The organism is Nocardia sp. NPDC046763, assembly GCF_040645495.1.
In the GTDB taxonomy this organism is placed as follows: domain Bacteria; phylum Actinomycetota; class Actinomycetes; order Mycobacteriales; family Mycobacteriaceae; genus Nocardia.
In genome coordinates this window covers 36,514-48,281 of record NZ_JBEYYI010000022.1, presented here as the reverse complement: position 1 = coordinate 48,281, position 11,768 = coordinate 36,514, and the positions used below count along the sequence as shown (strand labels likewise).

Annotated in this window: 11 protein-coding genes and 2 tRNA genes; 7 read left to right on the top strand and 6 right to left on the bottom strand. The window is 67.9% G+C overall.

All coding sequences use genetic code 11. The annotated features are described in order from the left end of the window. Positions 1-336: 336 nt before the first annotated feature. The gene (locus ABZ909_RS30040) at positions 337-816 is read left to right on the top strand and encodes a hypothetical protein (protein WP_357006096.1); all 480 of its coding nucleotides are present in this window, start codon (positions 337-339) and stop codon (positions 814-816) included. A gap of 115 nt (positions 817-931) precedes the next feature. Here ABZ909_RS30040 and ABZ909_RS30035 read toward each other — a convergent pair whose 3' ends face one another. Continuing rightward, on the bottom strand, positions 932-1,525 hold the full coding sequence (locus ABZ909_RS30035; RefSeq protein ID WP_357006094.1) for a TetR/AcrR family transcriptional regulator: 594 nt from the start codon (positions 1,523-1,525) through the stop codon (positions 932-934). A 114-nt stretch (positions 1,526-1,639) separates the two neighbouring features. Here ABZ909_RS30035 and ABZ909_RS30030 point away from each other — a divergent pair, with 114 nt between their 5' ends. Beyond that, positions 1,640-2,542 (top strand): alpha/beta hydrolase, encoded by a 903-nt coding sequence (locus tag ABZ909_RS30030; RefSeq protein WP_357006091.1) that lies wholly within the window; start codon positions 1,640-1,642, stop codon positions 2,540-2,542. A 16-nt stretch (positions 2,543-2,558) separates the two neighbouring features. Here ABZ909_RS30030 and ABZ909_RS30025 read toward each other — a convergent pair whose 3' ends face one another. Together ABZ909_RS30025 and ABZ909_RS30020 are read right to left on the bottom strand one after the other, a co-directional pair. Continuing rightward, positions 2,559-3,401, bottom strand: coding sequence for a DUF1542 domain-containing protein (locus ABZ909_RS30025; protein WP_357006088.1), 843 nt, complete (start codon positions 3,399-3,401; stop codon positions 2,559-2,561). Between the two features lie 68 nt (positions 3,402-3,469). Further along, a complete protein-coding gene (locus tag ABZ909_RS30020) occupies positions 3,470-4,483 on the bottom strand; it encodes a GGDEF domain-containing protein (RefSeq protein ID WP_357006085.1) in 1,014 nt (337 codons plus the stop codon). Between the two features lie 394 nt (positions 4,484-4,877). Between ABZ909_RS30020 and ABZ909_RS30015 the strand changes: the two genes are divergently transcribed. From ABZ909_RS30015 to ABZ909_RS30000, 4 genes are all read left to right on the top strand, one after another. Beyond that, a tRNA-Gly gene (locus ABZ909_RS30015) sits at positions 4,878-4,948 on the top strand. 38 nt (positions 4,949-4,986) lie between these two features. Further along, a tRNA-Pro gene (locus ABZ909_RS30010) sits at positions 4,987-5,063 on the top strand. A 364-nt stretch (positions 5,064-5,427) separates the two neighbouring features. Then, the gene (locus ABZ909_RS30005; RefSeq protein ID WP_357006321.1) at positions 5,428-6,750 is read left to right on the top strand and encodes a phosphatase PAP2 family protein; all 1,323 of its coding nucleotides are present in this window, start codon (positions 5,428-5,430) and stop codon (positions 6,748-6,750) included. A gap of 61 nt (positions 6,751-6,811) precedes the next feature. Beyond that, positions 6,812-8,098 (top strand): glycosyltransferase family 87 protein, encoded by a 1,287-nt coding sequence (locus tag ABZ909_RS30000; protein WP_357006083.1) that lies wholly within the window; start codon positions 6,812-6,814, stop codon positions 8,096-8,098. A gap of 6 nt (positions 8,099-8,104) precedes the next feature. Here ABZ909_RS30000 and ABZ909_RS29995 read toward each other — a convergent pair whose 3' ends face one another. Then, positions 8,105-8,506 carry a 3-oxoacyl-[acyl-carrier-protein] synthase III C-terminal domain-containing protein gene (locus ABZ909_RS29995; protein WP_357006080.1) on the bottom strand — a complete coding sequence of 134 codons (402 nt, stop codon included), beginning with the start codon at positions 8,504-8,506 and terminating at the stop codon, positions 8,105-8,107. Positions 8,507-8,662: 156 nt separating this feature from the next. Next, positions 8,663-9,469 (bottom strand): LysR family transcriptional regulator, encoded by an 807-nt coding sequence (locus ABZ909_RS29990; protein ID WP_357006077.1) that lies wholly within the window; start codon positions 9,467-9,469, stop codon positions 8,663-8,665. Between the two features lie 67 nt (positions 9,470-9,536). Between ABZ909_RS29990 and ABZ909_RS29985 the strand changes: the two genes are divergently transcribed. Beyond that, the gene (locus tag ABZ909_RS29985; RefSeq protein ID WP_357006074.1) at positions 9,537-10,430 is read left to right on the top strand and encodes an NAD(P)H-binding protein; all 894 of its coding nucleotides are present in this window, start codon (positions 9,537-9,539) and stop codon (positions 10,428-10,430) included. A gap of 522 nt (positions 10,431-10,952) precedes the next feature. On the opposite strand, the gene ABZ909_RS29980 is transcribed toward ABZ909_RS29985, so the two are convergent. After that, a complete protein-coding gene (locus ABZ909_RS29980) occupies positions 10,953-11,765 on the bottom strand; it encodes a DNA-formamidopyrimidine glycosylase family protein (protein WP_357006072.1) in 813 nt (270 codons plus the stop codon). Between the last annotated feature and the right edge of the window lie 3 nt (positions 11,766-11,768).

The following is an 11,768-nucleotide window of genomic DNA, read 5'->3' as shown; positions in this document are numbered from 1 at the left end:
CTCCTGCAGCGGAGGGACGCTGAGTTGCGCATTGCTCGAGAACGGGATCGCCGCCACGAGGGAGTGTTCCGGGAGTTGTCGAACATACCGCTGACTCCAGCATCGAGGCGAAGCTCCCGGAGCCGTCCCCCGAGAGCTTCTTTTGCCGGATCCAGCAAACTTGTCACGGTCGGCGATTCGGCCGGTGGGGTTGCCCTCGCCCAGTGATGGTGGACTCGCAAGATCGGGTCGAGCAGACCTCTTCCGTGACGCTCGAACGAGTGGTGTTCTGGATATGGGTCACCGACCCCGGTCTTCAGGACCGGAGCGGATCATTCAAGTGTCAAGGAAGGCGCTATGACCACGATCCATCTCCATCAGACGACCACCGCGACGCCTGAGCAGTTCCTGGCCGGCCTCACCGACTTCGGGCCGGGCCGGGCGGAACTCTTCGGCAACAGTGCAGACCGCTACCTCGAGGTGCATCACGAAGGCCCCCATGACGCTGATGTCACGGAGGGCTCGGGCGGCATCTGGGAACGCCTGCACTACGACTGGAGCGACCCTCATCACGTGGTGATGACGACCACCGACTCCAACTTGTGGGGTGGCGCCTCGGGCCACACCTACACTCTCACGCAGCTGCCCACGGGCATGACCGATGTGGACGCCCTCGTGGTCCGCGACGGCAAGAACCTCAGGGGACGGCTACTCGCGATAGTGCTCGGACTCTTCGGCACCCGCGTCTTGGGAAAGTCGTTCAAGAAATCCGTCGAGGCCATCGAAGCTCGCAGCGGCGGCGCGAGTGGAAAGAACACGCAGCCTGGCGAAGGGTGAACGAAACGGCCGTCCGATCGTTCCGCTCGGACCTGCAAGCGACGCGACCGGGCTGTTCGTCGCGGAAGGCGGGGCCGCCGGATCGAATTCCGGGGCGTGTCGCGCAATTCGGTGTCTAAACCCGCAGACCGTTGATCAAGGCCAGGACCGCGGGTTCGGTTTGGGCGCGGGCGGTTTCGGGGTCGTCGGCGTTGGCGATGAACATGGCGGCCTCGCCGAGGGCGGAGAGGATCATCAGGGCCAGGGGGCGGATGTCGAGGTCGGCGCGCAGGATGCCGGCCTGGACGCCGGATTCGAGGCCCGCGACGACCAGACCCAGGCCGTACTTCTCGTCGACCGCGCGCCACTCCTGCCAGCCGAGCACCGACGGTGCGTCGATGAGAGTGATGCGGACGCGTTCGGGGTCGACGCAGGAGAGCAGGAAGTTGTGCAGTCCGGCTTCGAGAACGGCCATGGTGTCCGTCGGCGGGGCCTCGGCCATGGTCTCGGCGACCTGCTGGAGGATCTCCTGCTGCACCTGCTCGTAGACGGCGCGGAACAGGTCCTTCTTGTCCTTGAACTGGTGATACAGCGCGCCGCGGGAGCTGCCGGCGCGCTCCACGATCTCGGGGGTGCTGACCGCCGCGTAGCCGCGTTCGGCGAAGAGTTCGCGCGCGGCGGCCATCAGATTCGCGCGGGTCGACTCGGATCGTTCGGCTTGCCTGATCATCGACACCTTTCTGGCTCGGTGCCTGGATCGTAACGCGGAACCATTGAAAACAGGCAGCCTGTTTGTTAGTTTGAAATCCTCTTCACCGTCACTGCTCCTAGAGGAGTCATCCAGATGACGCACACCATCTCCCCCGAATCCCGCGCCGCCTGGCGCGACCCCGCCCTCGGCACCCGCCGCGAGCTCGCACTGCCGCACGGCACGCTGAACGTCTTCGACAGCGGCAGCGGCGATCCCGTCGTCTTCGTGCATGGGCTGCTGGTCAATGCCAACCTGTGGCGCCGGGTCGTTCCGGCGCTCGCCGGCGAATTCCGCTGCGTGGCAATCGATCTGCCCTTCGGTTCTCACACCGCCGCCATGCCCGGCGCCGACCTGAGCGCCCCCGGCCTGGCCCAGCTGGTCATCCAGGCCATCGAGGAGCTCGACCTCGGGCCGGTCACCCTGGTGGGCAACGACTCCGGCGGCGCGGTGAGCCAGCTGGTCGTGGCCGCCCGCCCGGACCTCGTCGCTCGCTTGGTGCTGACCTCCTGCGACGCCTACGAGAACTTCCCGCCGCCGTTCTTCGATTACATCGGCCTGGCCGCCCGCACCCCGGGAGCGCTCACCTCGCTGGCCCTGAGTCTGCGCATCCGGGCCGTTCGCCGCCTGCCCATCGCCTACGGCTGGCTGACCCGTGGCCCGATCGACCACGCGGTCAGCGACTCGTACGCCCTGCCGGTCGGTACCAAGGCCATCCGCGAGGACGTCCGCCGCGCCATCGGCGGCCTCGACAGCCAGTACACCCTCTCCGCCGCAAGGACTTTCGCCGATTTCAAGAAGCCGGTGCTACTGGCCTGGTCGGCCGGCGACCGCTTCTTCCCGGACCGCTACGCCGAGCGCCTGGCCGCCGACTTCCCCGACGCCCGCATCGAATGGATCCACGATTCGCGCACCTTCTCCCCCGAGGATCAGCCCGAACAGCTGACCAGCGCGATCCGCGTCTTCCTGGACGCGACCAGCGCCGAGACCCGGCACTGATTCCGGCCCCGAGGCGTCAGAAGTCGCTGTCGAATCCGTCGAAGCCGCCGAAATTGCCGTAGTCGCCGAAGTCCTGGCCGCCCAGGTCGACCCCGGGGTCGTAGCCACCCTGGTCATAGCCGCCCTGATCGTAGCCGGGGTCGCCGGCGCTCTGGTCGTAGCCGCCGTCGGCATATCCGCCGTCGGCGGCGTCCAGCCCGGCCTGATAGCCGTCGCCGTAACCGCTTTCGAAGGCGGCCGAGTCGTACCCGACCCCGGACATGCCGCTGAAGAGGGCATTGAACAGGACCGCCGAGCCGACGCCCCAGGCACCGGCGACCAGGGCGGTCTTCCACCACGGCTCGGAGTACCAACCGGCCGGAACGGGACGGCCGGCGACGCGACCACCCGGGTAATAGTTCGGAGTCGAGGCCGACGGCGTGGGCGAGGCCTCGATGCGCCGCCCGTCGTATTCGATCGCGCGGTCCTCGGTGACCCGGCCGGCACTGCGCTGGCCGTCGAGTTCCGGAACGGCCGGACCGGGGTCCATGCCCATGGCCGACCGCGCGGCCCCCACGTAGTAAAGCCCTTCGAGCGCTGTCTCTTTCGCGAGCCGGGCCTGCGCGGGCGTGGTGGCCTGCTCGATCTGAGAGCCCGCGGCATTGAACCGCTCCCCCGCATCGGCGAGGGCCTGCTTCGACGCGTCGTCCGTGCCGACGAGGTTGTAGACCTGCCCGCCGAGGCGCTCGATCACCCGGCGCGCATCGGCCTTGGCATCCTCGAGCTGGGTGTTGGACCGCGAGCGCTGCGCGCGGTTGACCGCCACCACAGCCAGCAGGACAACCACCATGACAATGAGCAGAACGACGACCGTAGACACGCGACCAGCCTACGCGGCAGAATTCGCCAAACCGTTGCTAAGCACTGTGAGCCTCCCGAAGCCCCGGGCTATCCAGCCACCGCCGTAAAACGCGCGTTGCGGCGACCTGGATCAACCTCCTCTTCGTCTAGCTCCGACACCGCAAACTGACGTTTGCCCGCCGTTTTCGCCGAATACATGGCCCGGTCGGCGCTGCGCAGCAGATCCGAGAAGTCGCACTCCCGTCCGGGCGGACAGAACGCCGTGCCCACACTCGCCGAGGCCGGGACCGGACCGGCCGCCGTGGGCACCGGCTCGCACAGCGTGGCCAGCACCCGCATGGCCAGCTCGCCCAGGGTATTGCGGCGGGAAGGCAGTGCGACCACGAATTCGTCGCCGCCGTAGCGTGAGATCACCGTGTCGGGCGGGCAGGTCGAGCGCAGACGCTGAGCGATGGTGACCAGCACCTCGTCGCCGACCGTGTGACCGTAGGTATCGTTGATCACCTTGAAGTCGTCCAGGTCGATGAGCAGCAGACCCACCCCACGCGCCGGATCGGTAGACATCACCCGCACCCGTTCCTGCAGCAGTGAGCGATTGGCCAGATCGGTGAGAGCGTCGTGCGTGGCCTCGTGCCGCAGCCGGGTCTGCAGTGCCGCGATCTCCTGCACCCGCACCGACACCGCCTCCGAGAGACTGCGTTCCTGCTGGGCGAGGGCGCGCTGCTGCAGCGCCTCGGCGTAGGCATCGATGGCCTGGCTGGCGATGAACGACCAGCGGGTGGCGATCAGCGAACCGCGCACGCCCGGCGAGAGCCCCAGCAGCGCACGGCTGGCGGGGGCGAGCATGCGGGTGCGGTCGAACGGCGATTCGGCCAGACTGCGACCGATGCGGCGGGCAGCCTGCACCGGAAACGGTTCGGTCCCGGCCAATTCCAGCAGATCGTCGATGATCCGGCCGAAGATGCGCTCGAGTTCATCGGAGGGAACCGCGGGCGACTGGCCCAGCGCGGCGCTGCTCGCGCCGGGGTGCACTGCCCGCACCCATTCGCGGATGGTCACCGCCACAATGGCGGAGGTTCGGGTGTCGAGACGGATGGACATGCGCGCTCACCCGACGCACGAGATGCCAGGACCGGGCAGCACGCCGGTCACGCCCTTCGGATCGAACTCACTACCACGCGGTCGGCCACACCAGTGGTGCATGCTCACCGCCCCCTTTCCAGATACCCCCGTCCGGACAAAAAGGATCCTAGCAAGCCACCCGACATCGAAAACCCCTGATTCAGAACAGGTTCCCGCTGCCTCGCGAATGGCGATCGGATGTGTCATCGCTGGTGAGACCCCGGTGTTACACCCTATTTCGGCATGTTCTCGGCGACTCGCCGAACGACCCGTTTTACCGGCCGCGACGTGCGGCAACGGCACCTGATTGGCATTCCAGGAGTGAGGTTCGGTACAGTGCTCAACGCAGACAGCATCCATGGATGTGGTCACTGCGGGTGTAGTTCAATGGTAGAACCTCAGCCTTCCAAGCTGATGGTGCGGGTTCGATTCCCGTCACCCGCTCTTTCCCGTTCAGCGGGAGCGTCGAGTCCGACGTGCAACGGGGTGTAGCGCAGCTTGGTAGCGCATCCGCTTTGGGAGCGGAGGGTCGCAGGTTCAAATCCTGTCACCCCGACCATCTTTCGATTCGCACCACCCGGATGTCACCGCTCACCGCGGGCAATGGCCATGCGGCGCAGCGCGTTACGGTCCCCGCGCCGGGAGTGGTCAGCACCTCGATGCCCGCCGGAATGCGTTCACCGGTGATCGATCCGCGGTTCTGCCGCGTCCGGCCTCGCCCTGGGTGACCGGACAGCCCCTGTTGATCAACCCGCGGCGTCGTCTGGCCCGGCGGCGAACTACCCGATCACACGCCGCGCGATCGGCGGGCGACACTATTGCATCGCATACGCCGGATCCGCCCGAAAATGGTATTCCGGTAACCGGATGTTGTGCCTCCGTTTGCGCTGTGTTATCGATTTACAGTGCTGGTCGACCACAAGATGAACGTTTCCAACTCGGTGCTGTCCGGCACCGGGACTCGTTCTCGCCTCATCCCGGCCGCCGGGCTGGGCGTGGCGGTGGTGTTGCTGACCGTCGCGCAGGTATGGGCGTCGGCACACGGGGTGATGGGCCCGCTCCGCAGCCTGATCGACGACTACTTCGCGAACCCCCAGTCGGCGGCCGTGTCATGGGCCGGACTAGGGCTGGCGTGTATCGGGGTGCCCACCCGGGTCCGGGTCGTCAGCCTGGTAGCCGCCGCGGTGCTGGACCTGCTGACCTTGGGCCTGCAAGCGGCCTGTGGCTGGCACATATCGATCGGCACCGGACCGACGCTTGCCCTGACCGCCCTGACCGTGGTCGTGCTCCGCTGGGAAGGCGAGCATCGTCGAACTGCCCTGCAGGCCATCGCCTTCGGCGTGCTGCTGGTCATGGCCTCCAAACTCGCCGACACCTGGCTGATGGTCAGCATCGTCGCCGGACCCCGGGTGCTCGACCAGTACGTCCAGCTGGCCGACCGGGCGCTGGGCGAACCGGCCTGGCTGGTCGGGCGCGCGCTCGAGGCGCTGGGCCCGGTGCCCTCACACGTGCTGCACGTGGTCTACATCCAATTGCCGGTGGCGGCCGTGGTGGTCGCGGTCTGGCAGCTGCGCCATGTCTCGACGAGCGCGTGGCCGCGGCACCACCTGGTGCGAACCTTCCTGGTACTGGGCGTGATCGGCCCGCTCGGCTATGTGCTGTTCCCCGTCGTCGGCCCGGTCTTCGCCTACGGCCCGCTCGGCCACGGCCTGGAGATCGGCGACTGGCCGCAGGTCTGGCCCACGCTGACCCACGATCCACAGCCGATGCTCTTCGACTCCGAGACCGCCCGCAACTGCATGCCCTCCATGCACACCGCCTGGGCCACGGCCCTGTTCATCCACTCCCGCACCGCGCCGCGCTGGCTGCGCTGGGCCGGCGCCTTCTGGCTGGTGTGCACGCTGCTCGCGACGCTGGGCTTCGGCTACCACTACGGCAGCGATCTGGTGGCGGGCGCGGTGCTGTGCCTGACGGTGGAGTCAGCGTTGCGCGATCCGGAGCGCGGATGGGACGTGTACCGGGCCCGGATGGTGTCGCTCGGCACGGCGGCCCTCGCCGGTTTGCTGCTGTCCTATCGGTTCCTGACCGCAACCATGGCGGAGTATCCGATACCGGCCGGGGTCGTCGTGCTGGGCGCGCTGGCCACCGTATCCTTCGTCTTCTATGCGACCTGGTTCGCGCGGCCGGGCAGCCGGTTGGCGGACTGGGGCGGCCGGTCCCCGGCCGACGGATTTGCCACCGATTAACCGTTCCCCCAATGAAATCCGGACACCTTGCGCACCAGCCGAAAGGATTACTGTCTCCCTGATGATCACAACGCGGGCGGGGCAACGTAACTTGCTGCGCTATCTGAAGTCGGAGGGCCGCCCGGGCCTGCCCCGCATTCCGATCGTGATCGGAATCCTGGTGTCAGTGGCGATCACGGCGATCTTCTCCGCCATGCACGGCTTCCTCGACCTGCAGGTGTACCGGGTCGACACCCGGGGCTGGCTGGAGCACGGCACCCTGTACGGCCCGACCCTGCCGGTGGCGGGCCACACCGACCTGCCCTTCACCTACCCGCCGTCCGCGGCGGTGCTGATGATCCCGCTCGCCATCATGCCGCTGTGGCTGGCCGAACTCATGGTGACCGCCAGTTCGCTGGCCTGTCTCGGCATCACGATCTGGCTGGTGCTCTCCCGCGTCCGCCCGGATCTGGACCCGCGCACCAAACTCACGCTCAGCGTGACCGCGGTCGTGCTCATGCTGGCCGTCGAACCCGTCCGCACCACGCTGTGGTTCGGGCAGATCAACCTCGTTCTCATGGCCGCCGTCGCCCTCGACTGCCTGACCGAGAAGCCCCGCTGGCCGCGGGGTGTCCTGATCGGCGTCGCCGCGGTCACCAAACTGACGCCCGCCGCCTTCGTCCTGTACTTCCTCATCCGCCGCGACTGGAAGGCCGCGGGCACGGCCACGGCCACGGCAGCGGGCGTGATCGGCGCCGGATTCGTGCTGTTCCCGAGGGAATCGCGCGACTACTGGCTGCACGCGATCGCCGACACCAACCGCATCGGCTCCCCCGACTACGTCGGCAACCAGTCCCTCAAGGGCATGGTCTTCCGCCTCGGCCTGTCGAATCCCGCCGCCACCGCGGTCTGGCTGGGCCTGGCCGTGGTGGCGGTCTGCGCGGGCGCCGCCCTGATGCACCATCTGGTCGGGCTCGAACGCCGCACGGCGGACTCGTCCGGTCCGGCCAGCCCGGTGACCATCCTCTCGGTGACCGCGCTGCTCGTGAATGCCGCGGTCCTGCTGCTGATCTCGCCGGTGTCCTGGACCCATCACTGGGTCTGGGTGGCGCCTGCCCTGATCACCGCCGCGGCCTGGACCACCACGAATCCACGTGTCGCGCCGTTCGCGATGACCAGCGCCTTCACGCTGTTCTTCCTGATCGGCCCGGGCATCGTCCCCAATGGCAAACATCAGGAACTCGCGTGGTCGTGGTGGCAGCACATCCCGGGCGACATCTACATCATCGCCACCGCGGCCCTGCTCGCCGTCGGTGTCGGGCAGCTGCTCAGGCTCCGGGCCCGCGCTGCCCTCGACCGGACCCCGTAGCCGCAGCTATCCGGCCTCCGGTGCCGACACCGCGGTCAGATGCATGAACGAGACCGCGAACCGGCCGGATTCGGGCACCATGCACAGCAGGGTGTCGCCCGGCTCGATCATGCCCTCGGTCATCATCTCGTCGAGGATGACGAAAATGGACGCGCTGCCGATATTTCCGACCCGGGTCAGGTTGCTGAACCACATCTCGGGGCGGCCTGCCCAGATGCCGCGGCGCTCGAGCTCGTCCAGCAGGATGGTCTTCATCCGTTCGCTCGAGTAGTGCGCGGGGAACCTCTTCAGGCCGCGCGAGGCGAGTTCGCTGGCGACGGTGACCGCTGTACGCTTCTCGCCGATAGCCACCTGAAGGTAGGCGTTCTTCAACGCCATCATCCCGGAGCTGCAGATGCCCTGTGACATGCCGCCGCTACGCTCCACGAAGTCAGGCAGGCCGACAGCTCAGGCACCAGAACAGGTTTCGCGCGTCGAGCACCGAATACAGCCCCGCAGCGCGACGTCGGCGGCACAGGTCATAGCGCGGCGTTGGAGACGCTGGTTCAGCACGAGTGTGCTGGTTCAGGGCCGCAGGGTTGCGGCGGCGATGTCGAGGAATTCGCGGAGGAGTTTGTCGCGGTGGTCCGAGGCGACGACCAGGCAGGTTTCGGCGCCGGGGGCGTCGGTGACGGGGCGGTGGACGAGGTCGGGTCGGACGTAGGCGCGGACGACGCTGAGCGGGATCAGGGCCAGGCCGTGGCCGGAGGCGATCAGCTCGAACTTTTCTTCCAGTGAGGCGGTGCGGCGTTTCGGGGCGTCCAGCATTCGCTCGCCGTCGAGGTCGGCCAGGGTGAGTTCCCGACGCGATGCCAGCGGATGGATGGCGGGCATGCAGGCGACCCTGGGGTCGTGGCCGACGGGGATGGCGCGCAGTCCGGATTCATTGAAAGGTCTTCGGAGGTAACCGATCTGGGCTCGGCCGTCCCGTAATGGCGCGTCCGGCTCCCACCAGCGTGCGGGTACGACGTCGGTTTCGATCTCCGGGTGACGTGTCGTGAATTCCCGGATCGCCTCCGAGACGTACAGTCCGGTCGAGAAGGCGACCACCAGGCGTCGCACGCCGCTGTCGGCGTCGTGCACGCGCCGAACCGCCGCGTCGACGGCGGCGAGAATCCCCTGCGCCTCCTCGTAGAGCTGTTTTCCGGCGGCGGTCAACTCCACGGTGCGGGTGGTCCGCACGAGCAGGGCGCAATCCAATTCCTGCTCGAAGGCTTTGATCTGACGGCTCAGCACGGGCTGGGCGATGTAGAGCTTTTCCGCCGCGCGGCCGAAGTGCCGGTGCTCGGCCACCGCCGCGAAGTAGCGGAGCTTGCGCAGATCCAGATCCATACCCTCACGGTATCAATCTGTGGAAAGGGTCTTGGACGCCGCGACGAACCGTCACCAGACTCGAAGCATGATCGTCATCACCTCCCCCACCGGCCAGATCGGCAGCCAGCTGCTGGACCGCATGCTCGAAACATCCACTCGCAGTGAAGAATTGCGCGTTATCGTGCGCGATCCCGGGAAACTCCCGGAGGCGATCCGCGCCCGCGTCGACATCGTCACCGGATCGCACGGCGATGCCGATGTCGTGGACCGGGCCTTCGCCGGCGCGGACGCGGTCTTCTGGCTGGTCCCGCCCGACCTGCACGCGCCGAGCCTGGACGATGTATATGCCGGATTCACGCGCGCCGCCGCGAAGGCGTTCACCACCAACAAGGTCGGGCACGTCGTCGGCGTCTCGTCGCTCGGGCGCGGTACTCCCGTCGCAGGCCGCGCCGGCCACGTGACCGCATCGCTGGCGATGGACGATCTCATCGCGAGCACAGGTGTTGCCTACCGCGCACTGGCGAACCCGTCGTTCATGGACAACCTACTGTGGCAGGCGGTTTCGATCCGAGACGACGGCGTGTTCACCGGCACCGAGGCCGCGGACCGCCCGACGCGGATGGCCGCCACCCGCGATATCGCCGCGGTGGCCGCCCGCCTGCTGCTCGACCGCTCCTGGACGGGAACAGGCGAGGTCCCGGTATTGGGCCCGCAGGACCTGACACCGAACGACATGGCGCACACCATGTCCGAGGTACTCGGCCGCCGAATCCGCTACCAGCAGCAATCTCTCGACGACTTCCGCGCCACGCTGACCGCGCGCGGCATCGGCGACCCGATCGCGACCGCCTACGTCGACATGATGCACGCCAAGAACAATGGCCTCGACGACGCCGTGCCCCGCACCGACGAAACCGCGAGCCCGACAACCTTCCGCGAATGGTGCGAACAGATCCTCGCGCCAGCGATCCGCGCCTGACCGCTCCCAACTGTCACAGTCGCCTTCATGGTGAACGGATGCGTTCATAGGCATTTGCGGATGCTCTGTACCGCAGCGCATCTCGCCCGCCAACCGCGCGATGTACGGCAGCCTGGCGCGTCTGGATCCAGGCGGTGGTGGTCGAGGTCAGGACCCGATCGGGTGGGTGCCAGGCGTGTCCCGAGCGCGGCGGCCACGAACGGCGCGACCAGCGATGGGTGGTCGTGCGTATCCACGCGAGGACCAGGCGGCTGGGCGGCGCGTCGGCCACCGGGACGCACACCGGGCCGGGGCGGACCGGTTCGACCAGCGAGCGGGGCAGAACCCGATCATCCGGCCTTCCGCGATCATGTAGAGCAACTGGACCACGTCGGCGTCCTCAGGACCGGTGCCGTCGCCCCCGGGGACACCTTTCCGGCGCGGCACCGTTTCACCCGCCAGATCGGACATGCGCACTGCGGCGCACCCGGCCAGCCGGTGCCCGGGCTGGAGGGGGACGTGCTGAAACGATCCGCGACAGCTTCAGCAGGGCTGACAGGTGGGGCACCAGAACAGGTTTCGGGCTTCCATCACGGCGTGGACGACGATGGTGCCACACAGGCGGCAGGGTTCGCCGGCTCGGCGGTAGACATAGGTGCGAGGCCGGTCGGCGGCGTAGGAGGGTGCGCCGTGGTCGTGTTCGGGGCGGACCACGTGCATCAGGCCGCGACGGACGCCGACCTTCATCAGCTCGACCAGATCCAGCCACAGGGCATCCCATTCGCTGCGGCTCAGCGACTTTCCGGGACGGTAGGGCGAGATGCCGTGGCGGAACAGGACTTCCGCTCGATACACGTTCCCGACTCCGGCCAGGATCTTCTGATCCATGAGCAGCGCGCCGATCGGCCGTTGGGAGCGGCGGATGCGGTCCCAGGCGCGGTCGGGCTCGGCGTCCCGGCGCAGCGGGTCGGGGCCCAGGCGGGAGGTGAGCGCTTCGACCTCGGGGTCGAGCAGGATCTCGCACGCGGCGGGGCCGCGCAGATCCGTGCCGTGCAGGTCGCCGGTGCGGCCGCCGCCGATCAGGCGCATGCGGACCTCGCCGACCGGATCGTCCATGGGCACAGCGGATTCGGTGAACTTGCCGTACAGCCCCAGGTGAATGTGCAGGGTGACACCCGAATCATAGTGGTGGAGCAGGTGTTTGCCCCACGCCTCGGCACGGGTCAGCACCCGGCCGTCGATCAGCGCCGCGCCCTCGGCGAATCGCCCTTGCGGGCTGGAGACTCGGACCTGACCGCCGGCGAAGCGCTTGTCGTGCAGCTTCGCCAGGCGGTGCAGCGTATGACCTTCGGGCACAGG

Bases quoted from the DNA above. Each gene is read 5' to 3' on its own strand.
- ABZ909_RS30020 (WP_357006085.1), bottom strand. From the start codon at position 4,483: ATGTCCATCCGTCTCGACACCCGAACCTCCGCCATTGTGGCGGTGACC.
- ABZ909_RS29985 (WP_357006074.1), top strand. From the start codon at position 9,537: ATGATCGTCATCACCTCCCCCACCGGCCAGATCGGCAGCCAGCTGCTG.
- ABZ909_RS30035 (WP_357006094.1), bottom strand. From the start codon at position 1,525: ATGATCAGGCAAGCCGAACGATCCGAGTCGACCCGCGCGAATCTGATG.
- ABZ909_RS30000 (WP_357006083.1), top strand. From the start codon at position 6,812: ATGATCACAACGCGGGCGGGGCAACGTAACTTGCTGCGCTATCTGAAG.
- ABZ909_RS30030 (WP_357006091.1), top strand. From the start codon at position 1,640: ATGACGCACACCATCTCCCCCGAATCCCGCGCCGCCTGGCGCGACCCC.
- ABZ909_RS29990 (WP_357006077.1), bottom strand. From the start codon at position 9,469: ATGGATCTGGATCTGCGCAAGCTCCGCTACTTCGCGGCGGTGGCCGAG.
- ABZ909_RS30040 (WP_357006096.1), top strand. From the start codon at position 337: ATGACCACGATCCATCTCCATCAGACGACCACCGCGACGCCTGAGCAG.
- ABZ909_RS29995 (WP_357006080.1), bottom strand. From the start codon at position 8,506: ATGTCACAGGGCATCTGCAGCTCCGGGATGATGGCGTTGAAGAACGCC.
- ABZ909_RS30005 (WP_357006321.1), top strand. From the start codon at position 5,428: ATGAACGTTTCCAACTCGGTGCTGTCCGGCACCGGGACTCGTTCTCGC.